The organism is Streptomyces sp. NPDC005302 (genome assembly GCF_040607345.1).
In the GTDB taxonomy this organism is placed as follows: domain Bacteria; phylum Actinomycetota; class Actinomycetes; order Streptomycetales; family Streptomycetaceae; genus Streptomyces.
In genome coordinates this window covers 110,623-137,214 of record NZ_JBEXGN010000009.1, presented here as the reverse complement: position 1 = coordinate 137,214, position 26,592 = coordinate 110,623, and the positions used below count along the sequence as shown (strand labels likewise).

Genomic DNA, 26,592 nt, shown 5'->3' with positions numbered 1-26,592 from the left:
CCGTCGGCGGCCGTACGGCGTACGGCCGTGCTTCCTGTGGGGCGGCTGTGCAGGGGGTGCACGCAGATGGTGCCCGAGTTCTACGCGCGTTCGCCAGAGGGCGGTGGGAGATGACATAACGTGACGCCACAGACACATTGCGGATGATGTTGAAACTTGAACGGAATAGGTCTACGGTTCCCTCTGTTGACCTCGTTGAAGATTCAACAGACCAACGCTGCGGCTCCGAACCGAACCGTGGCCCGTCCCCTCAAGGAGCACGTCATGGGTATCTTCGGCCGCAAGTCCACCGACGCCGCCGAGTCGCCGGCCTCCGCCGCGACCCCCGTCACCCCGGAGCTGGCCGCGCTGACCGGCGAGTACACCATCGACCCGGCGCACTCGACGATCGGCTTCGTCGCCCGCCACGCGATGGTCACCAACGTCAAGGGCTCGTTCAAGGACTTCGAGGGCAGCCTGCACCTGGACGGCGGCGACCCGGCCAAGTCGACGGCCTCCCTCGACATCAAGATGGACAGCATCGACACCGGTTCCGCGGACCGTGACGGTCACCTGAAGAGCGCCGACTTCTTCAAGATCGACGAGTTCCCGACGATGACCTTCCGTTCCACCAGGGCCGAGGCCCTGGGCGGCGACGACTACCGCATCACCGGTGACCTGGAGATCCTCGGCACCACCAAGGAGATCTCCATCGACCTGGAGTTCAACGGCGCCGCGAAGGACCCCTTCGGCAACGAGCGCGTCGGCTTCGAGGGCAAGGCCGAGATCCTGCGCTCCGAGTGGGGCATCACCTGGAACGCGGCCCTGGAGACCGGTGGCGTTCTCGTCTCCGACAAGATCAAGCTGAACTTCGACATCTCGGCGATCCGCAACGCCGACTGAGCCGTCGGCTCCCACCGGTGACCGGCCGGCCCGGCCGACCGCTCACGCGGTACCCGAACGCGCCCGTACCCCGTCCCTCCGTGGACGGGGGGACGGGCGCTCCGGCGTTCGGGGGGGCGGCGCTCACTTCGGCCGTCGGCCCGCCTCCAGTTCGGTCATCACGGCCCGCAGGCGGGCCGCCCGGGTCTCCGGGGTCCGCGCCCGCAGCAGGCCCACCACGGCCCGGTACCGGTCGGTCCGGCCCAGCCCGTCGAAGAAGCTCCGGGCGCCCGGGTTCCCGGCCAGCGCCGCGGCCAGGTCGTCGGGGACCGTGGCCTCCTTCTGCGAGGCGTAGGCCGCCGCCCACCGGCCGTCCGCCTCGGCGGCCGCGACCTCCGCGAGTCCTCCGGGCCGCATGCGTCCCGCCCCGGTGAGCTCCCCGACGCGTCGCACGTTCACCGCCGACCACACACTGCCGGGCCGGCGCGGGGTGATCCGCTGGAGGAACCACGCCTCGTCGTACCCCTTGCGGTGGCCCGTGATCCAGCCGTGGCACAGCGCCACGTCGTTGACGTCCGCCGCGTCGACGGAGTCGAGCCCGGTCCCCTTCTTCGCGACCTTCACCCAGACTCCGCCCCGGAGTCCGGCGTGGGCGGTCAGCCACGCGTCCATCTCCTCCACGTCCGCGAAGCTCTCGACGCCTGCCGTGTCCTCGGTCCCGCCGGAATGGGCCATGGGAGGACGCTAGCCCGCGCGGCACCCGCCTCGCTCTCACCGGGCCCCGCGTTAACCCGGTGCGCGCCGCCCACGCGGTCGTTAGCCTCCGGGTATGAGCTGGCTTCCCCACGACTTCGTCCACCCGTCGCGCGTCGAGGTGCCCGGCGGGTGCCATCTGCGGCCCATCACCGGGGGCGACGCCGCCGTCGACTACCCGACCGTCATGGGGTCGCGCGAGCGGCTGTGGTCGATCTTCGGGGAGGCGTGGGGCTGGCCCGCCGAGACGATGACGTACGACGCGAACCTGAAGGACCTGGAGCGGCACGAGAGGGAGATCGCCGCCCACGAGTCCTTCAACTACGTCCTGTTCGACGCCGCCGGGACGACCGAGTACGGGTGCGTCTACATCGACCCGCCGGAGAAGGCGGGCGCCGACGCCGAGATCTCCTGGTGGGTGGTGGACGACCGCGTCGGTACAGACCTCGAACGAGAACTGGATCTGCTCGTCCCCCGGTGGATCGCCGAGGAATGGCCCTTCACCCGGCCCCGCTTCATCGGCCGGGACCTGTCCTGGAGCGACTGGCTGGCGCTGCCGGACGCGTAGGAACCGGCAGACCCCGGCCGGCTGCCCGGGTCGGTCAGAAGCCCCCGCCGAAGTCTCCTCCGCCGCCGAAGTCGCCGCCGCCCCCGCCGTCCCCGAAGCCGCCGCCGAAGTCGCCCGGGTCGAAGTCGGCGCCGGAGACGTCGCCGCCGCCGAAGTCGCCGTACCCGGAGCCGTAGTCGGCCCCGTATGCGGGGCTCGACATCAGGCTGCCGAGCGCGGTGCCGACGAGCAGACCCGGCAGCAGGCCGCCGCCGAAGTAGCCGCCCGCCCACGGACCGTACGCCGGGCCCGCGTCCCAGTAGGGACGGCGGCCGTGCTCCGTGTCGACCTCGCGGACCGCGGGGTCCGTGCCGTCGGCGAGGCGCGCCCGGTCCGCCGCACACACCGGGACCTCCCGCGCCGCGCCCCCGGCCGGAGTCCACCGGGCGTCGGCGACCGACGGGCCGTGCCGGGGGTCGAAGAAGCAGGGGGCGCGGCGATCGGGGACGGGCCGGCCCTCGCGGCGCGCGGCGAGCACGGCGAGCGAGAACCGGCCGTCCTCCAGCGCCTGGGTCACGGCGCGCACGTCCTCCGGACGCCGGGCGGCAGCCATCGACGACTTCGCCTGTTCGTAGGCGTCCAGGGCGCGCTCGTAGTCCGCGCGCATGGTGTCGTCGGCGCCCGCCTCGGCCGGATGGAAGTCGAGGCGGTCCAACTCCTCGCCGAACGCGGTGATGTCCTCGTCCACGACGACACGCAGCCGCTCCAGCGCCGCCCGCTGCTCCTCCTCACGGCGCCGCCGGTTGCGCCGCACGACCGTGTAGGCGCCCGCGCCGCCGATCACGACCACCGCGCCGACCGCGATCAGAGCGCCCGCGGAGACACCGTCGCCGCCCCCGCCACCGCTCCAGCTCGCGGGCGCCGAGCCCCTGATGTTCGCCAGCGCGCTGTCCGTGAAGTCGTTCAGCTGGGTGTTCGCGTCCGGCTCGCGCTGGACGCCGGTGACGAGGTTCCGCACCGCGGTGCGGGACATCACGGCGGAGTCGGCGCGGGCGTCGAAGCGGTCGCCGAGCCGGATCGCGTACAGGCCCGTGACGCCCGTGGAGGTACGCAGGTTCCGGAAGAGGTCCTGGGCCGGGAAGCCGGCGGGGAGCACGGCGACGAAGACGGGCTTGTCCGCCTTCTCGATCTTCTCGGCGAGTGCGGAGGCCTGCCGGGCGGAGAGCTGGTCGGCGGCGGCCGGGTCCACGTAGACCGGGCTCTCGCGCAGCGCGGCGGCGACGGTGGAGACGCTGGTGGCCGCGTGCGCTCCGGGCGCGAACGACAGCATGACCATGGCCGCGAGTGCCAGTGCGACCAACAGGCCCGGAATCCCTCGGGTGCGTGCGGCCCTCATGCCTTCGAAGCTACCCGAACCGGAGCAGAACCGGGCATCGGGAGCGGCGGCCCGGGTGCCGTCACGGCCCGGACGCGAGCACGCCGGCGCGGCAGGTGTCGCCGGGCATCCGTACCCGCGCGTCCGGCCCTCCGCCTCGTCGTCCCCGAGTCGCCCGTCGAGTCGCCCGTCGAGTCGTCCGTCCCGCAACGATCCGGTTCCGCCTGGCGGAATTGTGGCCTCCGTCACAGCAGTTGCTGGCATGCACCTGATGAGGTGACCCGCATGGTCGGACTCATCCTTCGCGTGCTCCCGTTCTGGGTGCGCGAGCCGCTGCTCATCGTCGTCGGCGTCCCCTTCTCCATCGCGCTCTTCTACGCCGCGGCCCGGGACCGGGCGCCCGTCGGCGCCCTCCTCGGACTCGCGGTCCTGGTGTTCACCTCGATCCGCGTCCACACCGTGGTCAAGGCGCTGCGGGCCCGTAAGGCGGCCAAGCAGCTCAACAGCGCCCCGGCGAGCACGGCCTAGGCACCCCAGACGGCGAAAAGCGCCGGCCGGGGCTGGTGTCCAGCCCCGGCCGGCGCTTTCACGACGCGTCTCACCCGGCGCGGTACGCCTCCGTCAGCTTCGCCACCGCGTCCGCGTAGTGCCCTGTCAGGAGCAGATGGTCGGCGTCCGCGAAGGGCTTGGCGGACGCGGCGGTGACCGCCGTGCCGATCTTCTGCTGGACCAGCAGCCGGGCCTTGGTCACGGCCGTGCGGGCGACCTGGTCGGCACCCGCCCGTTCGGCGGCCGAGGCCACCAGGGCGAGGGCCCTGAGGGTCCCCGTGCCGCCGCCCGGCACGTTCGTGAGCGTCGTCAGACCCCACCCGTACGGGAACTGCGGGTCGTACGACGTGTCACCGACGTTGATCGGCAGCTGGGATTCGCTCTTCGGCCAGGTGACCGGGAGCTGTCCGGTGAAGGCGCGCCTGCCGTAGAGGACGTCGGCGACACCGTCGCCCTCCGTGCCCGGCAGCCAGGAGGCGACGAGCGCGTCGACGTCGCCGAGGCGGTCGCCGATGAGCTGCGGGCGGCCCGACACGATGAGCACGGCGCACTTCATGGCCGCGCACACCTTGTCCACGGCGGCCTTGTCGGCCGCGGTCAGCTCCAGGTCGTTGCCGTTGCCGACGTCACCCACGCCCTCGGCGTACGGGGTCTCCCCGACCACGACCACGCCGACGTCGTATCCGTCAGTGGAGGCCGAGGCGTCCTTGGAGTACGTGACGTCGCCGCCGGCCTTGCGCATGCCCTGAAGGATCGTCGTGCCCTGGGTGATGTTCCCGGACGAGCCCTGCCAGGTGATGGTCCAGCCGCCGGTCTGGTTGCCGATGTCGTCGGCGTTGGAACCGGCGACGTAGACCTTCTGGGACTTCTTCAGCGGCAGGACGGAACCGGCGTTCTTCAGCAGGACCTGGGACTCGGCCGCCGCCTGACGGGCCACCGCGCGGTGGGCCGTCGAGCCGATCGCCGAGGCGCCACTGGTGTCCGCGTACGGCTTCTCGAAGAGGCCGAGGCGGAACTTCTGCGCCAGGATCCGCGCGACCGCGTCGTCGATCCGCCGGTCGGTGACCCGCCCGGCCTTCGCCTCGTCGATCAGCGTCGCGCTGAACTCCTTGTAGCTGTACGGGACCATCATCATGTCGACGCCCGCGTTGACCGAGGTGCGGACGTGCGAGGCGTAGTCACCGGGGAGCTGGTCGATGGCGTTCCAGTCGCTGATGACGAAGCCGTCGAAGCCCATCCGGTCCTTGAGCACTCCGTTGATCATGTCGGCGCGGGCGTGCATCTTCACCGGGCCCTGGCCGTCGCCGAGGATGTCGAGCGACGAGTACGAGGGCATGACCGTACCGACACCGCGGTCCACCGCTTCCTGGAACGGGGCCAGGTGCACGGCCTCCAGTTCCTGGCGGCTGACCTTGGTGACGCCCTGGTCGACGGTGTAGCTGCCGGTGGTGGAGGAGCCGTAGGCGGTGCCGCCGTCGCCGACGAAGTGCTTGGCGGTGGCGAGGACCTTGTCGTCGTCCTTCAGGTCCTTGCCGCTACGGTCGCCCTGGAGGCCCTGGACGACCGTCTCCATGGACTCGACGAGCGCCGGGTCCTCACCGAAGGACTCGTAGGAGCGGCCCCAGCGTTCGTCGCGGGTCACGCACAGGCAGGGCGCGAAGTCCCACGGGACACCGGTGGCGCGGACCTCGGCCGCCGTGACGGCTCCCGTCCGCTCGGCGAGCGCCGGGTCGCGGGTGGCGCCGATGCCGATGTTGTGGGGCATGACGGTGGCGCCGGCGAGGTTGTTGTGGCCGTGCACCGCGTCCACGCCGTAGATCAGCGGGATCTGGAAGCGGGTGGCCTGCGCCCGCAACTGGTAGCCGTCGATCATCTTCGCCCAGGCCGCGGGGGTGTTGGGCGTCGGGGTGGAGCCGCCGCCGGAGAGCAGCGATCCGAGGTCGTACGCGGCGATGTCGCCGCCCGCGCCGATCGCGCCGCGCTCGGCCTGGGTCATCTGACCGGCCTTCTCCTCCAGGGACATCCGGGAGAGGAGGTCGGCCACCCGCTTCTTCACGGGGAGTCTCGCGTCCAGGTACGGAAGCCCGTGCGCGTCGATCACGACCTGCGGGGTCTCGGCGGGGGCCTTGGCGCCGGTCACCGTGAGCTTGAGCGGGATCGTCTCGGCCGACTCACCGGAGCGGTCACGGAGGGTCGGGACCCGGACCGTACGGCTCGTGCCGGACACCGTGCCCGCCGGGAAGGTGATCTCACCCTTGACCGGGGTGTAGTCCTTGCCGGACTCGGCGGTGCCGCCGGTGCTCTCGTAGGCGACGGTCACGGGCTCGTCGATCGGGGCGGCACCGGTGGTGGCGACGGAGACCTTCACGCTCGCGGTGCCGCCCTCCTTCACCGGGTAGACGGCCGCGTCGGTGGTGACGGAGGCGCGCAGCGACTGGTCGGCCTTGCCGTACAGCTCGACGTCGTCCATGGCGAACCGGCCCTGGGCGCCGACCGGGAGGGTGACCGCATAACCCCACATCTGGGTCAGGCCGAGCACCTGGTCGATGCCGCCGACGGGCTGGTAGTCCGTGCGATAAGTGAAGTCGGTGAAGGGGATCTCGATCTGTTTCCAGCCGGTGAAGTCGTCCGTGAAGGAGGTCGTCCACAGCTCGGAGGCCTCGCCGTTGGCGCCGCCGTCCTTGATCTCGAAGGCGGTCTTCTTGCCGTTGTCCTGGCCGTCCCACCAGAAGCGGATGCCCTTGTGCGCGGACCAGTCGTGGCCCGGCTGGTCCGCGGCGTAGTCGTGGGTGAAGCCTCCGTAGCCGCTGATGTCGTAGTCGCCCGCGAGGACCTTGGCTCCCTCGGGCGCGTCGGACCGTTCGGCCAGGGTGAGTTCGGGCGGGTCGTCCGCGTCGCCGCCCCAGGTGAAGAGGCCTTCGGCCGGCTGGCTCGCGAAGGGCACCTCCCCCTCGAAGCGGTCGACCGGGACGGGGTCGGGATCGGCGGCCGCCGCCGTCCCCGCCGACGCGAGCGGGAGCAGTCCCGCGATCAGTGCGGCACCGGCCAGCACGGCGGTTCTTCGTACGGAGTTCCGATCGAGCCCTGTCATGGGTTTCCCTCGACTCTCACGTTCGTCTCACGGCTTAGATCAGGGCGTGAGTTAACTGGCGTCCCGGGAACCCGTCAAGACTTCACGTCAGAACCGGTACACACCCAAGTCACGTCCGGATCAGGGGAGTTGTTTGTTCACGCAATGAACGCGCGACCCCTTGACGCGGGTCCGCAGCCGTCATTTACTCACGCCTCGCACGCCTCCCCACCCCCCACTCAGAAGGGCGGCGCTCCATGCGGAGATCCATCAGGAGATCCACCCGGGCGGTCCGGCTGATCGTCGCGGGACTGCTCACCACCGCGGCCTTCACCGCCGCCGGGCCCACTCCGGCGAACGCGGCGGGCGAACAGGTGACCGCCTGGCTCACGACGACGGACGACTCGGGCGGCCGTCATGTCGTCCGCGGTCTGCAGGCCCAGGCGCCGTTCGCCTTCCAGTCGGGCAGCGGCGGAAGTGGCGAGAACATCACCGTCGACGAGAACACGCGCTACCAGACGTTCACCGGCGGGGGCGCCTCCTTCACCGACACGGCGGCCTGGCTGATGAACAGCAGTGGAGCGCTGTCGCAGAGCACGCGCGACGCGACGATGCGCAAGCTCTTCTCGCCGACGGACGGGATCGGGCTGTCCTTCCTGCGCAACCCCATGGGCGCCTCCGACCTGGCCCGCTTCGGCTACAGCTACGACGACGTGCCCGCCGGCCAGACCGATCCGAACCTGACGAAGTTCTCCATCGCGCACGACCTGGCGGATGTGGTGCCGCTGACCAAGCAGGCGCTCCAGCTCAACCCTTCCCTCACGGTGATGGCCTCGCCGTGGACGGCGCCCGCCTGGATGAAGGACAGCGGGTCGCTGAACGGCGGATGGCTGAAATCGGAGGACTACGGCGCCTACGCCTCGTACTTCGTGAAGTACCTCCAGGCGTACCGGGACCAGGGGGTCCCCGTCTCGTACGTCACCGCGCAGAACGAGCCGACCTGCTGCTCGGGCTATCCCTCGATGAGCTGGAACGCCTCGGGGCTCGCCTACTTCACCAAGAGCGAGCTGCTGCCCAAGCTCCAGGCGGCCGGGCTGTCCACCAAGGTGCTCGCGCACGACTGGAACTGGGACGTGTACGACTCCTACGCGGCGCAGACCGTGGACGACGCGGCGGTCCGCTCGCATCCGAACTTCGGCGGGATCGCCTGGCACGGGTACGGCGGTGACGTCACCAAGCAGACGAGCGTGCACAACCAGTACCCGGCCCTCGACGCCTTCGGCACGGAGCACTCCGGGGGCACCTGGATCGCCAACCAGCAGCGCGAGGACATGCTCAACATCGTCGACTACACCCGCAACTGGGCGAAGTCGGTGACCAAGTGGTCGCTGGCCGTGGACCAGAACATGGGCCCGCACAACGGGGGCTGCGGCACCTGCACCGGCCTGGTCACCGTGCACAACGGTGACGGGGCGAGCGGGAGCGTCGACTACACGGTCGAGTACTACACGATGGGCCATCTGACGAAGTTCGTCCGGCCCGGCGCGCAGCGGATCGCCTCCACGGCGTCCTCGGCGGTCCCGAACGTCGCCTGGCGCAACCCGGACGGTTCGAAGGCCCTGATCGCCTACAACGACGGCTCGGCCGCCAAGACCGTCACCGTCAACTGGGGCTCGCAGCACGCCACTTACTCGCTGCCGGGCAAGACGTCGGCGACGTTCACCTGGTCGGGGACGCAGTCGGGCGGGGGCGCGCAGTCGGGCGCGTTCGTCGGACTGGCCGGCAAGTGCCTGGACGTGGCGGGCGGTTCGAGCGCCAACGGCACGGCGGTCCAGCTCTACGACTGCAACGGATCCACCGCGCAGTCCTGGAGCGTGCAGGCCGACGGTTCGGTGCGCTCGCTCGGCAAGTGCCTCGACGTCACGTCGGCCTCCACGGCGAACGGCGCCAAGGTCCAGCTCTACGACTGCAACGGTTCGGCCGCCCAGCGCTGGACGTACAACGCCTCCACCGGCGACGTGGTCAACGCGGGTGCGGACAAGTGCCTCGACGTCACGGACAACACGTCGGCGAACGGCGCCCGGGCGCAAATCTGGACCTGCACGGGCGCGGGCAACCAGAAGTGGCATCTCCAGTAGCCCAACCCCCACGGGGATGACTGGGGATGAGCGCCGGAGGGGCCTCGGCCCCTCCGGCGTTTCGGCGCGCTACGCCGCCGGCTCGACCCCGGCCCGCAGCAGGCCGTAGGTGTACGCGTCCTCCAGCGCCTGCCAGGACGCGGCGATGACGTTCTCGGCCACGCCGACCGTGGACCACTCCCCCGTGCCGTCGGACGTGGCGATCAGCACGCGGGTGGTGGAGGACGTGCCGTGCTTGCCCTCCAGGATGCGGACCTTGTAGTCGACCAGTTCCAGCTTGGCGAGCTGGGGGTAGATCGTCTCCAGGGCCACGCGCAGGGCACGGTCGAGGGCGTTGACCGGGCCGTTGCCCTCGGCGGTGGCGACGATGCGCTCGCCCTTCGCGAAGAGCTTCACCGTCGCCTCGTTGGCGTGGCTGCCGTCGGGGCGGTCCTCGACGATGGCACGCCAGGACTCGACCTCGAAGTAGGAGCGGGCCCGGCCCTCGGCCTCGGCGCGCAGCAGGAGTTCGAAGCTCGCGTCGGCGGCCTCGTACGTGTAGCCCTCCAGCTCTCGCTCCTTGACGCGGGCGACGACGCGGGCGACCAGTTCGCGGTCGTCGCTGATGTCGACGCCGAGTTCCTTGCCCTTGAGCTCGATCGAGGCGCGGCCGGCCATGTCGGAGACCAGCATCCGCATGGTGTTGCCGACCTGCTCGGGGTCGATGTGCTGGTAGAGGTCGGGGTCGACCTTGATGGCCGAGGCGTGCAGGCCCGCCTTGTGGGCGAAGGCCGACACTCCCACGTACGGCTGGTGGGTGGAGGGGGTCAGGTTGACCACCTCGGCGATGGCGTGCGAGATCCGGGTCATCTCGCGCAGGGCGCCGTCGGGCAGCACCTTCTTGCCGTACTTCAGCTCCAGGGCGGCGACGACGGGGAACAGGTTGGAGTTGCCGACCCGCTCGCCGTAGCCGTTGGCCGTGCACTGGACGTGGGTGGCGCCCGCGTCGACGGCGGCCAGCGTGTTGGCGACCGCGCAGCCGGTGTCGTCCTGCGCGTGGATGCCGAGCCGGGCGCCGGTGTCCGCGAGGACGGTGGCGACGACGGCCTGGACCTGCGCCGGGAGCATCCCGCCGTTGGTGTCGCACAGGACCACGACGTCGGCGCCCGCCTCCGCGGCGGCGCGGACGACGGCCTTGGCGTAGCCGGGGTTCGCGCGGTAGCCGTCGAAGAAGTGCTCGCAGTCGACGAAGACGCGGCGGCCCTGCGCACGCAGGTGGGAGACGGTGTCGCGCACCATCTCCAGGTTCTCCTCCAGGGTGGTGCGCAGCGCGAGCTCGACGTGCCGGTCGTGGGATTTGGCGACCAGGGTGATCACCGGGGCGCCGGAGTCCAGGAGTGCCTTGACCTGCGGGTCCTCGGAGGCCTTGCCGCCTGCCCTGCGGGTCGCTCCGAAGGCCACGAGCTGCGCGTGCTTGAAGTCGATCTCCTGCTGGGCGCGGGCGAAGAACTCGGTGTCGCGGGGGTTGGCGCCGGGCCAGCCGCCCTCGATGAAACCGACCCCGAAGTCGTCCAGGTGCCGGGTGATGGCCAGCTTGTCCGCCACGGTGAGGTTGATGCCCTCGCGCTGCGCGCCGTCGCGCAGCGTCGTGTCGAAGACGTGGAACGCGTCGTCCAGTTCGCTGGTTTCCGTCATGGTGTCAAGGCTCCTGTGTTGGATCTCGGTCTACCGGAATGACCGGCTCCACCGTCCTCCAATGATCCCTCGCGCTGCGCTCCCGGCTGTAGGTGGGCCAGAAATGCGAAAAACCCCTCGCGGGTGCGAGAGGTCTGCGCGCGGGTCGAGAACGACGGTGTCCGCCCGTACCTGGTCGTACGTGGCGGTCACTGCGGACCGGCGCGCCTGCTGCCAATAATCGTGGCGAACGAGAGCACGGGGGCAGTCTGGCACAGAGCACGCCCCCTCTCGCGAGGCGTCTCAGGATGCGAGCACCGTTCCGGACGGCGGGGGGCACGCCCGGACACCGCGCCGCGGGTCAGCCCAGCGACTCGTCGAGGAACTCCCGCACGTGGGAGAGGACCCGTTCACGGTCGGTGCCGCGCAGGCCGATCGCCACGTGGATGGAGAAGCCGTCGAGCAGGGCGCGCAGCCGGGCGGCGAGGCGGTCCGGGTCGACGGCGCGGAACTCGCCGCGCGAGATGCCCTCGGCGAGCAGTGCGACGAGGTCGCGGTGCCAGGCGCCCTCGATGGCGACCTGTCGTTCGCGGGCGTCGTCGGCCGCGTTCTGCGAGCGGTTCCAGACCTCCAGCCAGAGCGTCCAGTGCGGGTCGCGGTGGCCGTCGGGGACGTACAGGTCGACGTAGGCGTCGAGGCGCTCGCGGGCGGTCCCGCGCGCGGCCAGCAGCCGGCCGCGCTCGGCGCCGAGCCGGCCCTCGCTCCACTCCAGGGTGCGCAGCAGCAGCTCGTCCTTGGAGCGGAAGTAGTAGAGGAGATGGCCGCTGCTCATGCCGACCTCGTGGCCGAGCGCCGCCATGGTGAGCTTCTCCAGACCGCGCTCGGCGATCATCTCCATGGCGGCGGCGAGGACCTCCTCGCGCGGCGGCGCGTTCTTCCGCGCACCGGCCATCCGTGACTCCCGTGTTCAGACCTTCGGCTGCTGCTGGGTGATGCAGTGGATGCCACCGCCGCCCGCGAAGATCGTACGTGCGTCCACCAGTGTCACCGTCCGCTCCGGGAAGAGGCGGCGGAAGATGCCCGCCGCGATCTCGTCGCGCGGGTCGTCGAAGCCGCAGAGCACGACGCCGCCGTTGCAGAGGTAGTGGTTGATGTACGAGTAGTCGGCCCAGTGGCCGTCGGCCTCCAGGACCGTCGGGGCGGGCACCTCGACGACCTCGATGCTGCGGCCGCGCGCGTCGGTCTGCGCCCTGAGCAGCCCGGTGATCTCCTTGCTGAGCTCGTGGTCGGGGTGCGCCGGGTCCGTCTGGGAGTGCGCGACGATCACGCCGGGCCGGGCGAAGGCGGCGACGATGTCGACGTGCCCGAGGGTGCCGAAGCCGTACGGGGGGTAGTCGCCGGTGAGGCCGCGCGGCAGCCAGATCGCCTTGCTGGTGCCGAGCTGGGCGTGGATCTCCGCCTCGACCTCCTCGCGGCTCCAGCCGGGGTTGCGCTCGGGGCCGAGCTGGACGGTCTCGGTGAGCAGCACGGTGCCCTCGCCGTCTACGTGGATCGCGCCGCCCTCGTTGACGAGCCGGGAGGCGTACGTCTTCGCTCCGGCCAGTCCGGCGACCTGCGCGCCGATCTTGGAGTCGTGCTCCCAGCGGGCCCAGTCCTGGGCGCCCCAGCCGTTGAACGTCCAGTCCACGGCGCCGAGTTCACCCTGGCCGTTGGTGAGGAAGGTGGGGCCGATGTCACGCATCCAGGCGTCGTCGAGTTCCCGCTCGACGGTGTCGATGCCGGGGCCGAGGAGCTCGGCCGCGGGCGCGGACTGGCCGGGGCCGCAGACCACGGTGACCGGCTCGAAGCGGCGGACGGCGCGGGCCACGGCCGCCCAGGCCGCGCGCGACTCAGCGAGGTCCTCGGGGTTGTCGAAGGTGGGGTTGGGGCCCGGCCACGCCATCCAGGTGCGCTCGTGCGGGGTCCACTCGGCGGGCATGCGGAATCCGTCGGCGGCAGCAGACATGGGTGATCCTTAGAGGCTGGGTCGATTACAGGAAGTAGAGGCGGTTGAGGGAGACCGAGTCGGCGGGCTCGGAGCGCAGCGGGTCGCCGTCGAGGGTGACGAGACCGGTGCGCTGGTCGACGTCGACCGCTCCGGTACGGGAGTTGAGGCGCAGGTCGGCGGGGCCGATGCCGCGGGTGCCGCGGACCGCGACGCGGCGGCGGCGGGTCGGCATGGTGTCGTTGCCCTGGTCGAGCGCGGCCTGGGCGACGAACGCCACGGAGATCTCTGCGGGCGTCGCGCCGTGCGCCCCGAACTGCGGGCCGAGGACGAGGGGTTCACAGGTGTCGGTGGCGGCGTTCGGGTCGCCGACGACTCCGTAGGCGGGGAAGCCGTACTTCAGGACGAGCTGCGGCTTGGCGCCGAAGTACTCGGGGCGCCACAGGACGATGTCGGCGAGCTTGCCCGTCTCGATGGAGCCGACCTCGTGGGCGAGGCCGTGGGCGATGGCCGGGTTGATGGTCAGCTTGGCCATGTAGCGCAGGACACGTTCGTTGTCGTGGTCCTCGGGCGCTCCGAACTGGGCCTTCATCTTGCCGGCCATGGCGAAGGTGCGGCGGACGGTCTCGCCGGCGCGGCCCATGCCCTGGGCGTCGGAGGAGGTGATGCCGATCGCGCCCAGGTCGTGCAGCACGTCCTCGGCGCCCATCGTCCCGGCGCGGATGCGGTCGCGGGCCATCGCGGCGTCGCCGGGCAGGTCGGTCTTCAGGTCGTGGACGGAGACGATCATGCCGTAGTGCTCGGCGACCGCGTCCCGGCCGAAGGGCAGGGTCGGATTGGTGGAGGACCCGATGACGTTCGGGACGCCCGCCATCTTGAGGACGTTCGGGACGTGTCCGCCGCCGCAGCCCTCGATGTGGAAGGCGTGGATGGTGCGGCCGTCCAGCACCTTGAGGGTGTCCTCGACCGACAGGCACTCGTTCAGGCCGTCGCTGTGCAGGGCGACCTGGACGTCGTGTTCCTCGGCGACGCGCAGCGCGGTGTCGAGGGCGCGGGTGTGCGCGCCCATGTCCTCGTGGACCTTGAAGCCGCTGGCGCCGCCCTCGGCGAGGGCCTCGACGAGCGGGGCGCCGTCGGAGGACGAACCCCGGCCCAGGAAGCCGATGTTGACCGGCCAGGCGTCGAAGGCGCCGAACGCGTGGCGCAGTGCCCAGGGGGAGTTGACGCCGACGCCCCACACCGGGCCGAACTCCTGGCCGATGACCGTCGTCACGCCGGAGGCCAGCGAGGCTTCCATGATGCGCGGCGAGAGCAGGTGGACGTGGGTGTCGACGGCTCCGGCGGTGGCGATGAGGCCCTCGCCGGAGACGATGGACGTGCCGGTGCCGACCACGACGTCGACGCCGTCGAGGGTGTCGGGGTTGCCGGCCCGTCCGATCGAGCAGATCCGGCCCTCGCGGATGCCGATGGACACCTTGCGGATGCCCTGGACGGCGTCGATCACCACCACGTTGCTGATGACGACGTCGCAGGTGTCCCGGACGGCGGCGGCCTTCAGGTGCAGTCCGTCCCGGGCGGTCTTGCCGAATCCGGCGAGGAACTCGTCGCCGGGGAGCTGCGCGTCGGACTCGACGCGGATGGTGAGCCCGGAGTCGCCGAGCCGGACCCGGTCGCCGGCCCGGGGGCCGTGGGTGGCGGCGTACTCGTACGGGGTGAGGCGGCGGGGTTCCGCGGGGTGGCCTCCGGGGCGGCTCATCGGCCGGCCTCCTTGTCACGGGTGTCCGGGACGCCGAGGTAGCCGCAGGCGGCGGCCCGGCGCAGGGCCTCCTGCTTCGCTCCGGGCGCGTCCAGCGGCCCGTCGACCAGGCCGGCGAAGCCGATGGCGATCCGCTCGCCGCCGATCGGCACGAAACCGACCTCGGCGCTCTCGCCGGGCCCGAAGCGGACGGAGGATCCGGCGGGCACCGCGAGCCGCATGCCGTAGGTGGCCGCCCGGTCGAAGTCGAGCCGCGGGTTGGCCTCGAAGAAGTGGAAGTGGGAGGTGACGGAGACGGGCACGGTGGCCGTGTTGGTGACCGTCAGCCGCAGGATCGCGGGAGGCTCGGTGTGCGCGGGCGCCGGCAGCAGCGCGCCGGGGGCCCGGTCGCCGAGTCCGCCGCCGATGGGGTCGGAGACGACCGCGAGCCGGGAGCCGTCGTCGAAGACGGCCTCGACGTGCACCTCGGTGACCACGTCCGCGACGCCGGGCAGCACGTCGTCGGGGCCGAGGACGGACCGGGCCGCCTCGATCGCCTCGGCCAGCCGGCCGCCGTCACGGGCTGTCTCGCAGACGGTGTCCGCGATCAGGGCGGTGGCCTCCGGCACGTTGAGCCGCAGTCCGCGGGCTCTGCGGGCCCGGGCCAGCTCGGCGGCCGAGAACAGCAGCAGCCGGTCACGTTCCGTGGGGGTCAGTCTCACGCCACGACACCTCCTTGCGTTCCTCCGTTTAGAGCATCACTCTAAACGCGGATTTCATGGAAGGGAAACATTGACGGACAAGCGTTGGAGACGACACATTGAGCGTCGCTCTAACTTTTGGATGCGACCAGCAGCACCCCCCGGGCGGCCGTCGAAGGAGACCAGCCATGCCGATTGAACAGCGCGGAGTCGACACGATCCCCGACGAGGAACGCACCAGCGGTCCGCGCGACCTCATGTCGATCCTGCTCGGCTCCAACCTCTGCCTCGGGGTGATCATCTTCGGCTGGCTGCCGCCCTCCTTCGGGCTCGGCTGGTGGTCCTCGGTCAGCGCGATCGTGGCAGGCACCGTGGTCGGCACGGCGCTCACCGCGCCGCTGGCCCTGGTCTCCCTGCGGACCGGGACCAACCTCTCCACCTCCTCCGGCGCCCAGTTCGGCGTGCGGGGACGGCTGGTCGGCTCGGTCGTCGGCCTGCTTCTCGCGCTCGGCTACACCGCGCTGACCGTGTGGATCGGCGGCGACGTGATGGTGAGCGTCCTCGGCCGGCTCTTCGGCCTGGAGCCGAGCGGCGCCGCGTACGCCGTCGTCTACGTCGTGCTCGCCGCCGCCACCGTCGCGGGCGCGGTCTACGGCTACCGCGTGCTGCTCACCATGTCCCGCGCCCTCGCGGTCGGCATGACGGCCCTGCTGGCCGTCGGCGTGATCGCGTACGCCCCGCACTTCAGCACCGCCGCGATCCCGGAGACCGGCGGTTATCTGCTCGGCTCGTTCTGGCCCACCTGGCTGCTGGCGGCGGTGGCCGCCGGCCTGTCGGGCCCGATCGCCTTCATCACGCTGCTCGGCGACTACACCCGCTACATCTCTCCCGCGCGCCACTCCTCGCGCACCGTCCTGCACGCCACCTGGCTCGGCCTGATCGCCGGCCTGCTGGTCCCGCAGCTCTTCGGCACCTTCACGGCGTACGCGGCCCACGCGGCCCTCGACTACGCGGGCCCGCTCGTCTCCGCGGCCCCCGGCTGGTACCTGGTCCCGCTGCTGCTGGCCGCGTCCGCCGGCTCGGTCGGCAACGCCGGTCTGATGCTCTACTCCATGGGCCTCGACCTGGACGCGATCCTGCCGCGCGCCTCCCGCGCCCGCGCCACCTGCTCGGTCGCCGTCGTCGCCATGCTCTGCGTCTTCGTCGGCCACTACGCCTGGAACGCGCAGTCCGCCATGACGTCGTTCGTCCTGCTGCTGACCGCGATCGGCACCCCGTGGGCGGTCATCACGCTGATCGGCTTCGTGCGCTGCCGCGGTGTCTACGACCCCGACGCCCTCCAGGTCTTCAACCGGCGCTCGAAGGGCGGCGTCTACTGGTACCGGGCCGGCTGGAACATCCAGGCCACCGTGTCCTGGGCGGTCGGCGCCTGCGCCGGACTGCTCGCGGTCTCGCTGCCCTCGTACGAGGGCCCGCTGCTGAAGCTGACCGGCGGGGTGGACTGCAGCTTCCTGCTGTCCGGCCTGGTCGGCGGTCTGCTCCACCTGGCGCTCACCGCGCGTCAGACGCAGTCGCCGGCCCCCGCCGTGGAGCAACTCGCGCCGGCGGAGAGCGGGCTCTAGGACCCGTCGGCCCTCAGGGGCGCGTGCTGGAAACACGAGGAAGGGGCGGCGCCGGAATCGTCCGGCGCCGCCCCTTCCTCCGTTCCCGGTCCGCGCCCGGCCCGGGGGCCCGGCGTGGCAGCTCTCAGGAACCCGACATGACATCCCCGAACATGGGGTCGTCCCCCGACTTCCCGATGCCGACGGAGGACGCGCCGAAGCTCACGGAGCCGGTGGCCGTGATGCCGCCGGCGGAGCCGCGCAGGACCCATACGGCGCCGTCGTCGCTGTTCTCGCCGGCCGCGCCCACCGAGAGATCGGCGCGGCCGTCCTTGTTGTGGTCGGCGAGGTGGACGGCGTCGCCGAACATGTCCGACTGCTCGTTGGCTCCCGGGACGCCCGCGGTTCCCTGGTTGAAGGACTGGGCACCGGTACCCGTCAGGCCGGAGGGGCCGCCGCGCAGCACCCAGACGTTGCCGACGCCGTCCGTCGAGCCGACGGACTCGTTGTCCGCGCCGACGGCGAGGTCCGGGTACTTGTCGCCGTTGACGTCGCCCGCCGCGAGCGAGGCTCCGAACCAGTCATTGGACTCGTCCGTTCCCGGCACCCCCGCGGTGTCCTGGCTGAAGACGGCCTTGCGCGTGGTGTCGACGCCCGCCGCGCCGCCGTGGAACACGCTGACGTACCCGCCCCTCGCCGTGTCGTCCAGCACGGAGACGAAGTCGGTGCCGACGACGAGGTCGTCGTGCCCGTCGCGGTCGAAGTCGGCGACGGTGAGCGCCCCCGCGTACCCCTCGCCCGCCTCGGTCTGGAGCGTCGGCCCGGTCGAGCCGCCCAGGTAGACGAAGTTCCCGGCGGAGGACCCCACCACCACGTCGTCCGTCCCGTCGCCGTCGAAGTCCCCTGCCGCGAGCCGGACGGCGCCCATCGGGTACGCGCCGGCCTCGATCTGCGCGTCGAAGCGCAGCTTCGCTGCCGCGCCGCCGGACGCGGTGAAGCCACCCTTGAAGATCCACACGTCCTTGCCGGTGGAACCGACCGCCAGATCGGTCTTCCCGTCGCCGGTGAAGTCGCCGACCGCGAGGGACTGGCCGAACCGGTCGTGACCCGACGGGTTCGGATCGCTGATCGTCGTGCCGCCCGACAGGCCGGACGAGCCGCCCCACAGGATGGTGACGGAGCCGCCGTCGGCGTCGCCGCCGACGTCCTCCTGCGGTGTGCCCACGACGAGATCGCCGTAGCCGTCGCGGTTGAGGTCGCCGTGCGCGAGTTCGGTGCCGAAGCGGTCGGAGGTCTCCGAGGCGCCCGGCACGCCGGAGGAGCTCTGCGACGTGGTCTTGTGTCGCGCGGCGCTGATCCCGCTCGACGAGCCGTAGTTGACGACCACGGCGCCCGCCTTCGCCTTCCCGGCCGCGACGGCACCCGGGGCGCCGGTCGCCAGATCGCGGTAGCCGTCGCCGTTGAAGTCGTCGGCGAGGCCCGACGGGGCGGCACTCGCGGCGCCGGGCAGGGCGATCAGCAGACCACCGGCCAGGACGGCGGCGACGGCGGTGGCGGCCAGGGCGACGGGACGGCGGGAACGCTGGTGGTGGGGCCGGGACATGAATTCCTCTCCAGGACAAACGTGCGGGCCTGGAGATGACCTCTGGCGGGACTGAAGGGTTGTACGGGACGGGAGGAGACTCAAGTTCCCTCAGCGCCCTCAGCACCCTCTGTGCCCCCGCGCCCCCAGCACCCTCAGTGCCCGGAAAGCGCCGGTCCCCGCCCGGTCACCGCTCGCGCGGGGACATGGCGGGGACTCGGGCTGTACGGGCACGGTCCGGCCGGGGCCGGGGAACGCCGGCCGGGCGGGTCAGCCCAGGCGGTGCATCCAGCCGTGGGTGTCCTCGGTGATGCCGCGCTGGATGTCGAGCAGGGCCTCGCGGAGCTTGAGGGTGACCACGCCGGGCTCGCCGCCCGACTGCTTCCACTCGGCGCCGGTGCGCTTGACCGTGCCGACCGGGGTGATGACGGCCGCGGTACCGCAGGCGAAGACCTCGGTGAGGCTGCCGTTCTCGGCGTCGGTCTGCCACTGGTCGATGGAGACACGGCCCTCCTCGGCGGTGTAGCCGAGGTCACGGGCGACGGTCAGCAGGGAGTCACGGGTGACGCCCTCCAGGATCGAGCCGGTGAGGGTGGGGGTGACGATCCGGTCCCCGTACACGAAGTACAGGTTCATGCCGCCGAGCTCCTCGATCCACTGGTGCTCGACCGCGTCGAGGTAGCAGACCTGGTCGCAGCCCTTGGCCGCGGCCTCGGCCTGGGCGAGGAGCGACGCGGCGTAGTTGCCACCCGTCTTCGCGTCGCCCATGCCGCCGGGGACGGCGCGCACACGGTCCTCGGAGAGCCAGATCGAGACGGGCTTCACGCCGCCCGCGAAGTAGGCACCGGCGGGCGAGGCGATGACGAGGAAGAGGTACTCGTTGGCCGGCTTCACACCGAGGCCCACCTCGGTCGCGATCATGAAGGGGCGCAGGTAGAGGGACTCCTCGCCGCCGTGCGCCGGGACCCAGTCGCGGTCCTGCTGGACCAGCGCGTCGCAGGCCTCGACGAAGGTCTCCACCGGCAGCTCCGGCATGCCGAGCCGGCGGGCGGAGGCCTGGAAGCGACGGGCGTTCTTGTCGGGGCGGAACGTGGCGACGGAGCCGTCGGGCTGGCGGTAGGCCTTGAGTCCCTCGAAGATCTCCTGCGCGTAGTGCAGGGTCATGTTCGCCGGGTCGAGGGAGAGCGGTCCGTACGGAACGAGCTGCCCGTCGTGCCAGCCGCGGCCCTCCGTCCACTTGATCGTCACCATGTGGTCGGTGAAGTGGCGGCCGAACCCCGGGTTGACCAGGATTCCCTCGCGCTCGGCGGCGGAGAGCGGGCTGGCGGACGGCTTGAGCTCGATCGTGGGCTGCGTCATGAGTGGTTTGTCCTTCACCGGTTGGATGTGACGGGCCGCGCTCACGCCCGCACTGCCAGTGGCCAGTGGTAGGACGTCCGAGCATTCCCTCATTCCGCGGCTCCGCGTTCGATTATCGCCCAGCGGAGGACCGTGGGAGAAAACGGCGTGTATGCGGCCCGGGGGAGGCCCAGGGATTGATGGTGGCACCCGGCGAGGGCACAGCAAAGCCGCCGGGTGCGGATGCGACCCGGCGGCTGCTACGAGACGTAGGCGGTGCGGCGGGTCAGCCGGCTACTCGTACGGCCAGCGCGTCGCCGATTTCCTCGGTGCTGCGGGCGGCCTTGCCGACCCGCTCGGCGAGGTCGGCGGAGACGGCGTCCTCGATGCGGGCGGCCTCGGCCTCGTAGCCGAGGTGGCGCAGCAGGAGGGCGACGGACAGGACGGTGGCGCTGGGGTCGGCCTTGCCCTGGCCCGCGATGTCGGGCGCCGAGCCGTGCACGGGCTCGAACATCGAGGGGAACTCGCCGCTCGGGTTGATGTTGCCCGAGGCGGCGACGCCGATGCCGCCGGAGACGGCCGCGGCGAGGTCGGTGATGATGTCGCCGAAGAGGTTGTCGGTGACGATCACGTCGAAGCGCTCGGGCTGGGTGACGAGGTAGATCGTCGCCGCGTCGACGTGGATGTAGTCGGTGGTGACCTCGGGGAACTCCGTCGCCACCCGGTTGAAGACGTTCGTCCAGAGGTGGCCCGCGAAGGTCAGCACGTTGTTCTTGTGGACCAGCGTCAGCTTCTTGCGGGGGCGGGCCTGGGCCCGGGCGAAGGCGTCACGGACGACCCGCTCGACGCCGAACGCCGTGTTGACGGAGACCTCGGTGGCCACCTCGTGCGGCGTGCCCTTGCGGATGGTGCCGCCGTTGCCCGTGTACGGGCCCTCGGTGCCCTCACGGACGACGACGAAGTCGATCGCGGGCTGACCGGCGAGCGGGGTCTCGACACCCGGCAGGAGCTTCGACGGACGCAGGTTGACGTGGTGGTCGAAGGCGAAGCGGAGCTTGAGCAGGAAGCCGCGCTCCAGGACGCCGGACGGGACCGAGGGGTCACCGATCGCGCCGAGGAGGATGGCGTCGTGCTGCTTCAGCGCGTCGAGGTCGGCGTCGGTGAGGGTCTCACCGGTGGCGTGGTAGCGCCGGGCGCCGAAGTCGAAATCCTTGGTCTCCAGCTTCACGTCCTGCGGAAGGACGGCGGAGAGGACTTTGAGCCCCTGGGCCACGACTTCCTGGCCGATGCCGTCACCGGGGATCACTGCGAGATCGATGCTGCGAGACATGACGGCACCGTACTCCTTGTCCCATGGGATGACACACGATGTCCGCCATGCGGACACGCGAGTCCCGGAGCACGCGTACGCTTCGACCGGTGTTCACCCGTATGTATGACGGCCGTTGGCGCGCGGTGGGAACTTTCCAGACATGACCGCTCCTTCCAGGGTGACTCCCCCCGGGCATCCCGTCCCCGACGTCGGCATCCCGCACGAGCTCGCGGGCAACATGAGCATGGCGGAGCAGTACGAGTACCTGCGGACGAAGCTCACGCGGCGCCGCGCGCTGGTGTCGGCGAGCGCGTTCGCGGGCGGCGGCCTGCTGGCCGGCTGCGCGGGGCCGGGCGGCGGGAGCCCTGCGCGGACGTCCGGCTCGACGCCGAACCCGGCCACCAGCCGGGTGCCGGGCTCCGCCGTCACGCCGTTCGGACGCCATCTCGCCTTCGGCGCGGACCCGAAGACCCAGATGCGGATCTCCTGGCAGGTCCCGTTCGCCGTCAGGAAGCCGTACGTCCGGGTGGGCATGACGCCCTGGGCGCTGAGCCGGCGGATCGAGGCCGAGGTCCGCGACCTGCACACGCCGGGACTCGCCGGGCAGCGCGGGGCGCTCGACCAGTACTACCTGCACGCGGCGCTCGACCGGCTCCGCCCGGGGACCACGTACTACTACGGCGTCGGCCACGAGGGCTTCGACCCGGCCGGCAAGGAACAGCACGCGACGGTCGGCCACTTCCGTACGGCGCCCGCGCGTCCGGAGAAGTTCGTGTTCACCGCCTTCGGCGACCAGGGCGTCACTCCCGACGCCCTCGCCAACGACAAGGTGCTGCTCGGCCGCGGCCCGGCCTTCCACCTGCACGCGGGTGACATCTGCTACGCGGACGGGATCGGCCACGGCGAGGCGTCGGACATCTACGACCCGGCCGCCTGGGACCTGTTCCTGAAGCAGACGGAGACCGTGGCCCGGTCGGTGCCGTGGATGGTGACGACCGGCAACCACGACATGGAGGCCTGGTACTCGCCGAACGGCTATGGCGGCCAGTCCGCGCGCTGGTCGCTCCCGGACAACGGCTTCGACGCGGAGCGGGCGCCGGGCGTCTACTCCTTCGTCTACGGCAACGTCGGCGTCGTCGCGCTGGACGCCAACGACGTGTCGTACGAGATCCCCGCCAACAAGGGCTACTCCGGGGGCCGGCAGACCGCCTGGCTCGACCGGCGGCTCGGGGAGCTGCGCGGGCAGGTCGACTTCGTCGTGGTCTTCTTCCACCACTGCGCCTACTCGACCTCCACGCACGCCTCCGACGGCGGGGTGCGGGACGCGTGGGTGCCGTTGTTCGCCAAGCACCAGGTGGACCTGGTGATCAACGGACACAACCACGTCTACGAGCGGACCGACGCGATCAAGGGCGGCACGGTGGGCCGGCAGGTGCCGGTGGGCGCCACGACCGACCCGACGCGTGACGGCATCGTCTACGTCACGGCGGGCGGGGCGGGCAAGAGCCTGTACCGGTTCCCCATCGGGGTGAAGGACAGCTACGAGGGCAAGGTGAAGGACCGCGAGTCCGTGGAGACCTTCCACTGGACGAAGTCGAAGAAGCAGAAGCCGGACACCGTCACGTGGTCGCGGGTGCGGTACACCGGCTACTCCTTCCTCTCGGTGGAGGCGGAGACCGGTCCCTCACCGCGGCTCACGGTGTCGGCGCTGGCGCAGAGCGGCGAACGGATCGACCACTTCGTGGTGCGGCGCGGGAAGTGACCGGCGGCGGCAGGACGTGACCACCCCGGCACCGATGGGGCGGACGGCAGCCCGAGGTGCGGCGCGGGGCATCGGCCTCGCGCCGCACCTCTGCGGGCGGCTCCCGGCTTGAGGGGACGGACGGGCAGGTCCTTGCCTAGTGACCCGTCTCGCCGCCGTTGTCCCGGCGGTCCAGGGCGCGCTGGAGGGCAGCGGCGGCGTTCTTGCGGTCGGATTCGCTGCTCGAACGAGAGTGGTGACGGACTCGGCGGACGGTCGTCTCGGCCATGATGAATCGACTCCTTACCTTCCGGTGGGGCCCGCACGGGGACGCCCGGAAGTGCGGTGAGGTCTTTACGAGACGCCGGAAGGGGCGGGGAGCGGGGCCGCAGGGGTTGCCTGCCAGGGGCTCCGGCTCACGACCGCCATTCGCTTGGTCGAGCGAGACGTTCGGCTCCTACAAAACTAGGCGAGGACCGGGCATCTGTCTCTACGATTACTCGGACTTCCTACTATCTGAGACGGTGGACCGGGTCACACCGCTCCGACCAGGGGCGACAGTTCGCGTCCCGGCGGGGCCGACGGTCCGCGCCGCGTCACCCGCCGCGGGGTGCAGCCGCAGCGCGCCCACCGCGGGCAGCAGACAGAGCGCACCGAGCACCACGAAGGCGACCGCGTACGCCGAACGGGCCCCGTCCGTCAGGACCGCTCCCCCGCGCAGCGCGACGGTGGCGATCGCGACGCCGAGCCCCGCGGCCAGTTGGTGCGAGGTCGCGAAGAGGGCGTTCGCGTCCCGCAGCCGTTCCTCGCCGGTCTCGCTGAACGCGATCGTCGCGTAGCCGCTCAGCCCGACCGAACGCACCACACCGCCCGCCGCCGCCACGACGGCGATCACCGCGACCGGCGTCGCGGCGGTGAACAGGGCGCAGCCCGCCGTGGTGACCGCGAGGCCGAGTGTGGCGACGAGCAGCAGCGGCCGGAAGCCGAACCGGTTGATCAGATACGTCGTGGCCGGCTTGATGCCGATGTTGCCGGCGAACACGAACAGCACGACGGCGCCCGACTTCACCGCGCTCCACCCGAAGACCTCCTGGAAGAGCAGGGGCAGCAGGAAGGGGACGGCGGAGACGACGGCCATGCACAGGGCGCCGTCGAGCGCGGCAGCCCGGAATGACGGCACGCGCAGGGTGCGGAGGTTGACCAGCGGATGCCGGGCTCGCAACAGATGGCGTACGGCAGCCGCGAGGGCGACGACCGCGACGGCGCCGCTCACGGCCGCCCCCTCCGGCCCGCGCCCGGTCTCGGAGACGAGGTGCGCGGTCCAGGTCAGCGCGGCGAGCCCGGTGCCGGCGAGCAGCATGCCGGGCACGTCGAGGGGCGGCGCGCCGCCGGGTGTGCCGGGTGCGATGAGACGGCGGGCGACGATCAGGGCGAGGGCCCCGAGAGGCACGTTGAGAAGGAAGATCCAGTGCCAGGAGGCGTAGGTCGTGATCACGCCGCCGAGCAGCGGCGCGACGACCGGGGCGGCGAGGCCGGGCCACACGATGTGAGCGACCGCGCGGGGAAGGTCCTGCTTGGCGATGCCGCTGACCACGACGAGCCGGCCGACCGGCACCATCATCGCTCCGCCGGCGCCCTGGAGGACCCGGGTCACGACGAGGACCCCGAGGCCGGGGGCGAAGGCGCAGGCCAGCGAGGCGAGGGTGAAGAGGGTGATCGCCGCGAGGAAGACGCGGCGCGGGCCGAAGCGGGCGGTGAGCCAGCCGGAGAGGGGGACGAGGACGGCGAGGGTGACGAGATAGGCCGTGATGATCAGGCCGACCGAGGCGGGGGTGGTGTGCAGGTCGTCGGCTATCCGGGGAGCGGCGGTCGACACGATCGTGCCGTCGAGCATCTCCATGAAGAAGCAGCCCGCGACCAGGAGCGCGGTGCCGCGCTGACGAGAATCCATCATGCGTCCAGACTCGGGGAGCACCATTGCTGCACACAAGGTCTGATTGCTTCACGTAGCCTTGCGTCTCATGCAGCATTCACGATCGGCTTCGGCTCCGCCCGACGCGATGGCGCCCCTTCCGGACATGAACCTGCTCCCCGCGCTGGACGCCCTGCTGCGCGCGGGCAGCGTCGCGGGCGCGGCGGCCGAGCTGAGCGTCTCCCCCTCGGCGATGAGCCGCACGCTGGGCCGGCTGCGCCGGGTCGTCGGCGACCCGCTCCTCGTGCCGTCGGGCCGGGGCCTGACACTGACCCCCCGCGCGCACGAGATGCGGCCGGGGGTGCAAGCGGCGCTCGCCGCGGCCGTGGCCGCCCTGCATCCACCCCTGGACGTCGAACTCGCCACTTTGGAGCGGGAGTTCAGGATCCGCACGAACGACGGGGTCGCCATGTCACTGGGTGCCCCGCTGCTCGCGCTGGCGGCGCGAGAGGCGCCTGGTGTACGGCTGCGACTGCTGCCGGAGGGCGACGAGGACCCGGCGGATCTGCGCACCCATATCGACCTGGACGTGGGCGAGTTGCCGGAGCGACTGCCGCACGACGTGCGCAGCGCCGTCCTGCACGTGCACCGGTATGTGGCCGTCGCGCGCGCCGACGCCTCCTTCGCGCGGGGCCCGTTGACCGCCGCGTCCTTCGCCGCGCTCCCCCACATCACGGTCACCCGGCGGGGCCGCACGCGCAGCGTGGTGGACGACCGGCTCGCCGAACTGGGCCTGGGCCGCGACGTCCTGGCCACCGCCCCCACCTACGGCGCGGCCTGTTTCTTCGCCCTGCGCACCGACGCGCTGGCCCTGGTCCCGGTCGAGGTCGCGACGGAGGCGGCCCGGGTGATGCCGCTCGCCGTCCTGGAGATCCCGCTGGACCTGCCGCGGGTGACATCGGCGCAGGCGTGGCACGTACGCCTGGACACGGACCCGGCGCACCGGTGGCTGCGGCGGTCGTTCACCCGGCTGGCGGCGGAGTTCGGCCCGGCGTCGGAGTCCGGCGGGTCCTGACCGGAGGCGGCGGGGGCCCCTCGCCGGGACCGGGTGTCCGCGTCCGCGCCGGTCAGAGCACGTCGCCGTCGCGCCAGTCGAAGACCAGGTCGCGTGCCGGGTCGAGGGTGCCGAGGGCGGTGCCGGGGCGAACGAAGGTGGTGCCCTCCTCGTCGGGGAGGCGGACGACGCCGTCCGGGGCGAGGACGCAGACGCGGCCCGGCCAGAGCTGCCAGCCGCGCGCCGTGTACAGGGCGGCGCCGTCCTCGCTGGCGGAGAGCGCGCCGAGCGGGTAGGCGCCCTCGATGATCCGCTCCAGCTCGGCCATCACGCGCCCGCCGAGCCCCGTGCGGCGCACGTCCGCGCGGACGCCGACCGCCTCCACGTAGCCGACGCGCAGCGAGCGTCCGGCGTGCAGGACGCGCCGCTGGATCACCGAGCCGTGCGCGGCGAGACCCCGGTCGTCGTGGACGAGGACGTGCGGGCCGCCGAGTCCGTGGTCCCAGTCCTCGTCGCGGAAGTCGCCGTCGAAGGCGTCCTCCAGGAGGGTGCGGGCGGCGCGGAGCTCGGCGGGGGCGAGGTCCGCGGTGTGGGCGGTCCTCAGTCGGATGGCCATGCGGCCAGTATTCCGATGGCGGAGGGGAATCGGGCCCCCTCGCCGCGGACTTCGTCGCGCCGTCGCGTGC

At 71.7% G+C, this 26,592-nt stretch carries 21 protein-coding genes; 7 read left to right on the top strand and 14 right to left on the bottom strand.

Features of this window, described 5'->3' with window-relative positions; genetic code table 11:
* The first annotated feature begins 264 nt into the window (after nt 1-264).
* Nucleotides 265-882, top strand: a complete 618-nt coding sequence (locus tag ABZT74_RS16025) for a YceI family protein (protein ID WP_356169673.1) — start codon at nt 265-267, stop codon at nt 880-882.
* A 123-nt stretch (nt 883-1,005) separates the two neighbouring features.
* On the opposite strand, the gene ABZT74_RS16020 is transcribed toward ABZT74_RS16025, so the two are convergent.
* Nucleotides 1,006-1,596 (bottom strand): YdeI/OmpD-associated family protein, encoded by a 591-nt coding sequence (locus ABZT74_RS16020; protein WP_355867746.1) that lies wholly within the window; start codon nt 1,594-1,596, stop codon nt 1,006-1,008.
* 94 nt (nt 1,597-1,690) lie between these two features.
* Between ABZT74_RS16020 and ABZT74_RS16015 the strand changes: the two genes are divergently transcribed.
* The gene (locus ABZT74_RS16015) at nt 1,691-2,182 is read left to right on the top strand and encodes an N-acetyltransferase (protein ID WP_355867743.1); all 492 of its coding nucleotides are present in this window, start codon (nt 1,691-1,693) and stop codon (nt 2,180-2,182) included.
* A gap of 34 nt (nt 2,183-2,216) precedes the next feature.
* Here the strand turns inward: ABZT74_RS16015 and ABZT74_RS16010 are convergent, their stop codons facing one another.
* Complete coding sequence (locus ABZT74_RS16010) at nt 2,217-3,557, bottom strand: hypothetical protein (RefSeq protein ID WP_356435468.1); 1,341 nt, start codon at nt 3,555-3,557, stop codon at nt 2,217-2,219.
* 264 nt (nt 3,558-3,821) lie between these two features.
* Here ABZT74_RS16010 and ABZT74_RS16005 point away from each other — a divergent pair, with 264 nt between their 5' ends.
* Complete coding sequence (locus tag ABZT74_RS16005; RefSeq protein ID WP_356169662.1) at nt 3,822-4,064, top strand: hypothetical protein; 243 nt, start codon at nt 3,822-3,824, stop codon at nt 4,062-4,064.
* Nucleotides 4,065-4,134: 70 nt separating this feature from the next.
* Here the strand turns inward: ABZT74_RS16005 and ABZT74_RS16000 are convergent, their stop codons facing one another.
* Complete coding sequence (locus tag ABZT74_RS16000) at nt 4,135-7,176, bottom strand: glycoside hydrolase family 3 N-terminal domain-containing protein (protein ID WP_356435464.1); 3,042 nt, start codon at nt 7,174-7,176, stop codon at nt 4,135-4,137.
* A gap of 236 nt (nt 7,177-7,412) precedes the next feature.
* On the opposite strand from ABZT74_RS16000, the gene ABZT74_RS15995 reads away from it, so the two are divergent.
* Nucleotides 7,413-9,293, top strand: a complete 1,881-nt coding sequence (locus ABZT74_RS15995; protein WP_356435461.1) for a ricin-type beta-trefoil lectin domain protein — start codon at nt 7,413-7,415, stop codon at nt 9,291-9,293.
* A gap of 69 nt (nt 9,294-9,362) precedes the next feature.
* Here the strand turns inward: ABZT74_RS15995 and cimA are convergent, their stop codons facing one another.
* From cimA to ureA, 5 genes are all read right to left on the bottom strand, one after another.
* Nucleotides 9,363-10,967 (bottom strand): citramalate synthase, encoded by a 1,605-nt coding sequence (gene cimA, locus ABZT74_RS15990; protein WP_355867728.1) that lies wholly within the window; start codon nt 10,965-10,967, stop codon nt 9,363-9,365.
* A 340-nt stretch (nt 10,968-11,307) separates the two neighbouring features.
* Entirely contained in the window at nt 11,308-11,898 is a 591-nt protein-coding gene (locus ABZT74_RS15985) for a TetR/AcrR family transcriptional regulator (RefSeq protein ID WP_356435458.1), read from the bottom strand.
* A 15-nt stretch (nt 11,899-11,913) separates the two neighbouring features.
* Nucleotides 11,914-12,951 (bottom strand): agmatine deiminase family protein, encoded by a 1,038-nt coding sequence (locus ABZT74_RS15980; protein ID WP_356435455.1) that lies wholly within the window; start codon nt 12,949-12,951, stop codon nt 11,914-11,916.
* Nucleotides 12,952-12,976: 25 nt separating this feature from the next.
* Nucleotides 12,977-14,686 carry an urease subunit alpha gene (locus ABZT74_RS15975; RefSeq protein WP_356435452.1) on the bottom strand — a complete coding sequence of 570 codons (1,710 nt, stop codon included), beginning with the start codon at nt 14,684-14,686 and terminating at the stop codon, nt 12,977-12,979.
* Nucleotides 14,683-15,387, bottom strand: coding sequence for an urease subunit gamma (ureA, locus tag ABZT74_RS15970; RefSeq protein WP_355867717.1), 705 nt, complete (start codon nt 15,385-15,387; stop codon nt 14,683-14,685). The genes ABZT74_RS15975 and ureA overlap by 4 nt, the downstream gene beginning before the upstream one ends.
* A 167-nt stretch (nt 15,388-15,554) precedes the next feature.
* Here ureA and ABZT74_RS15965 point away from each other — a divergent pair, with 167 nt between their 5' ends.
* On the top strand, nt 15,555-16,988 hold the full coding sequence (locus ABZT74_RS15965; RefSeq protein ID WP_355867715.1) for a cytosine permease: 1,434 nt from the start codon (nt 15,555-15,557) through the stop codon (nt 16,986-16,988).
* Nucleotides 16,989-17,112: 124 nt separating this feature from the next.
* Here ABZT74_RS15965 and ABZT74_RS15960 read toward each other — a convergent pair whose 3' ends face one another.
* The 3 genes from ABZT74_RS15960 to ABZT74_RS15950 form a co-directional block, all read right to left on the bottom strand.
* The gene (locus ABZT74_RS15960; RefSeq protein ID WP_356169647.1) at nt 17,113-18,570 is read right to left on the bottom strand and encodes an FG-GAP-like repeat-containing protein; all 1,458 of its coding nucleotides are present in this window, start codon (nt 18,568-18,570) and stop codon (nt 17,113-17,115) included.
* Nucleotides 18,571-18,819: 249 nt separating this feature from the next.
* Nucleotides 18,820-19,908, bottom strand: a complete 1,089-nt coding sequence (locus ABZT74_RS15955) for a branched-chain amino acid aminotransferase (RefSeq protein ID WP_355867709.1) — start codon at nt 19,906-19,908, stop codon at nt 18,820-18,822.
* Nucleotides 19,909-20,173: 265 nt separating this feature from the next.
* Complete coding sequence (locus ABZT74_RS15950) at nt 20,174-21,217, bottom strand: 3-isopropylmalate dehydrogenase (protein WP_355867706.1); 1,044 nt, start codon at nt 21,215-21,217, stop codon at nt 20,174-20,176.
* A 142-nt stretch (nt 21,218-21,359) separates the two neighbouring features.
* Here ABZT74_RS15950 and ABZT74_RS15945 point away from each other — a divergent pair, with 142 nt between their 5' ends.
* On the top strand, nt 21,360-22,961 hold the full coding sequence (locus ABZT74_RS15945) for a metallophosphoesterase family protein (protein WP_356169644.1): 1,602 nt from the start codon (nt 21,360-21,362) through the stop codon (nt 22,959-22,961).
* Between the two features lie 136 nt (nt 22,962-23,097).
* On the opposite strand, the gene ABZT74_RS15940 is transcribed toward ABZT74_RS15945, so the two are convergent.
* The gene (locus tag ABZT74_RS15940) at nt 23,098-23,229 is read right to left on the bottom strand and encodes a hypothetical protein (RefSeq protein WP_266616822.1); all 132 of its coding nucleotides are present in this window, start codon (nt 23,227-23,229) and stop codon (nt 23,098-23,100) included.
* Nucleotides 23,230-23,436: 207 nt separating this feature from the next.
* A complete protein-coding gene (locus ABZT74_RS15935) occupies nt 23,437-24,894 on the bottom strand; it encodes an MFS transporter (RefSeq protein ID WP_356435448.1) in 1,458 nt (485 codons plus the stop codon).
* Nucleotides 24,895-24,961: 67 nt separating this feature from the next.
* On the opposite strand from ABZT74_RS15935, the gene ABZT74_RS15930 reads away from it, so the two are divergent.
* Nucleotides 24,962-25,927, top strand: coding sequence for a LysR family transcriptional regulator (locus ABZT74_RS15930; protein ID WP_356169638.1), 966 nt, complete (start codon nt 24,962-24,964; stop codon nt 25,925-25,927).
* 52 nt (nt 25,928-25,979) lie between these two features.
* Here the strand turns inward: ABZT74_RS15930 and ABZT74_RS15925 are convergent, their stop codons facing one another.
* Nucleotides 25,980-26,522, bottom strand: coding sequence for a GNAT family N-acetyltransferase (locus ABZT74_RS15925; protein WP_356435445.1), 543 nt, complete (start codon nt 26,520-26,522; stop codon nt 25,980-25,982).
* Between the last annotated feature and the right edge of the window lie 70 nt (nt 26,523-26,592).

Excerpts from the sequence above, each read along its gene's own strand:
- ABZT74_RS16025 (WP_356169673.1), top strand. The coding sequence starts at position 265 with ATGGGTATCTTCGGCCGCAAGTCCACCGACGCCGCCGAGTCGCCGGCC.
- ABZT74_RS16000 (WP_356435464.1), bottom strand. The coding sequence starts at position 7,176 with ATGACAGGGCTCGATCGGAACTCCGTACGAAGAACCGCCGTGCTGGCC.
- ABZT74_RS15930 (WP_356169638.1), top strand. The coding sequence starts at position 24,962 with ATGCAGCATTCACGATCGGCTTCGGCTCCGCCCGACGCGATGGCGCCC.
- ABZT74_RS15945 (WP_356169644.1), top strand. The coding sequence starts at position 21,360 with ATGACCGCTCCTTCCAGGGTGACTCCCCCCGGGCATCCCGTCCCCGAC.
- ABZT74_RS15935 (WP_356435448.1), bottom strand. The coding sequence starts at position 24,894 with ATGATGGATTCTCGTCAGCGCGGCACCGCGCTCCTGGTCGCGGGCTGC.
- ABZT74_RS15980 (WP_356435455.1), bottom strand. The coding sequence starts at position 12,951 with ATGTCTGCTGCCGCCGACGGATTCCGCATGCCCGCCGAGTGGACCCCG.
- ABZT74_RS16020 (WP_355867746.1), bottom strand. The coding sequence starts at position 1,596 with ATGGCCCATTCCGGCGGGACCGAGGACACGGCAGGCGTCGAGAGCTTC.
- ABZT74_RS15995 (WP_356435461.1), top strand. The coding sequence starts at position 7,413 with ATGCGGAGATCCATCAGGAGATCCACCCGGGCGGTCCGGCTGATCGTC.
- ABZT74_RS15950 (WP_355867706.1), bottom strand. The coding sequence starts at position 21,217 with ATGTCTCGCAGCATCGATCTCGCAGTGATCCCCGGTGACGGCATCGGC.
- ABZT74_RS15940 (WP_266616822.1), bottom strand. The coding sequence starts at position 23,229 with ATGGCCGAGACGACCGTCCGCCGAGTCCGTCACCACTCTCGTTCGAGC.
- ABZT74_RS16015 (WP_355867743.1), top strand. The coding sequence starts at position 1,691 with ATGAGCTGGCTTCCCCACGACTTCGTCCACCCGTCGCGCGTCGAGGTG.
- ABZT74_RS16005 (WP_356169662.1), top strand. The coding sequence starts at position 3,822 with ATGGTCGGACTCATCCTTCGCGTGCTCCCGTTCTGGGTGCGCGAGCCG.
- ABZT74_RS15985 (WP_356435458.1), bottom strand. The coding sequence starts at position 11,898 with ATGGCCGGTGCGCGGAAGAACGCGCCGCCGCGCGAGGAGGTCCTCGCC.
- ABZT74_RS15965 (WP_355867715.1), top strand. The coding sequence starts at position 15,555 with ATGCCGATTGAACAGCGCGGAGTCGACACGATCCCCGACGAGGAACGC.
- ABZT74_RS15925 (WP_356435445.1), bottom strand. The coding sequence starts at position 26,522 with ATGGCCATCCGACTGAGGACCGCCCACACCGCGGACCTCGCCCCCGCC.
- ABZT74_RS15960 (WP_356169647.1), bottom strand. The coding sequence starts at position 18,570 with ATGTCCCGGCCCCACCACCAGCGTTCCCGCCGTCCCGTCGCCCTGGCC.
- ABZT74_RS16010 (WP_356435468.1), bottom strand. The coding sequence starts at position 3,557 with ATGAGGGCCGCACGCACCCGAGGGATTCCGGGCCTGTTGGTCGCACTG.
- ABZT74_RS15975 (WP_356435452.1), bottom strand. The coding sequence starts at position 14,686 with ATGAGCCGCCCCGGAGGCCACCCCGCGGAACCCCGCCGCCTCACCCCG.
- ABZT74_RS15955 (WP_355867709.1), bottom strand. The coding sequence starts at position 19,908 with ATGACGCAGCCCACGATCGAGCTCAAGCCGTCCGCCAGCCCGCTCTCC.
- cimA (WP_355867728.1), bottom strand. The coding sequence starts at position 10,967 with ATGACGGAAACCAGCGAACTGGACGACGCGTTCCACGTCTTCGACACG.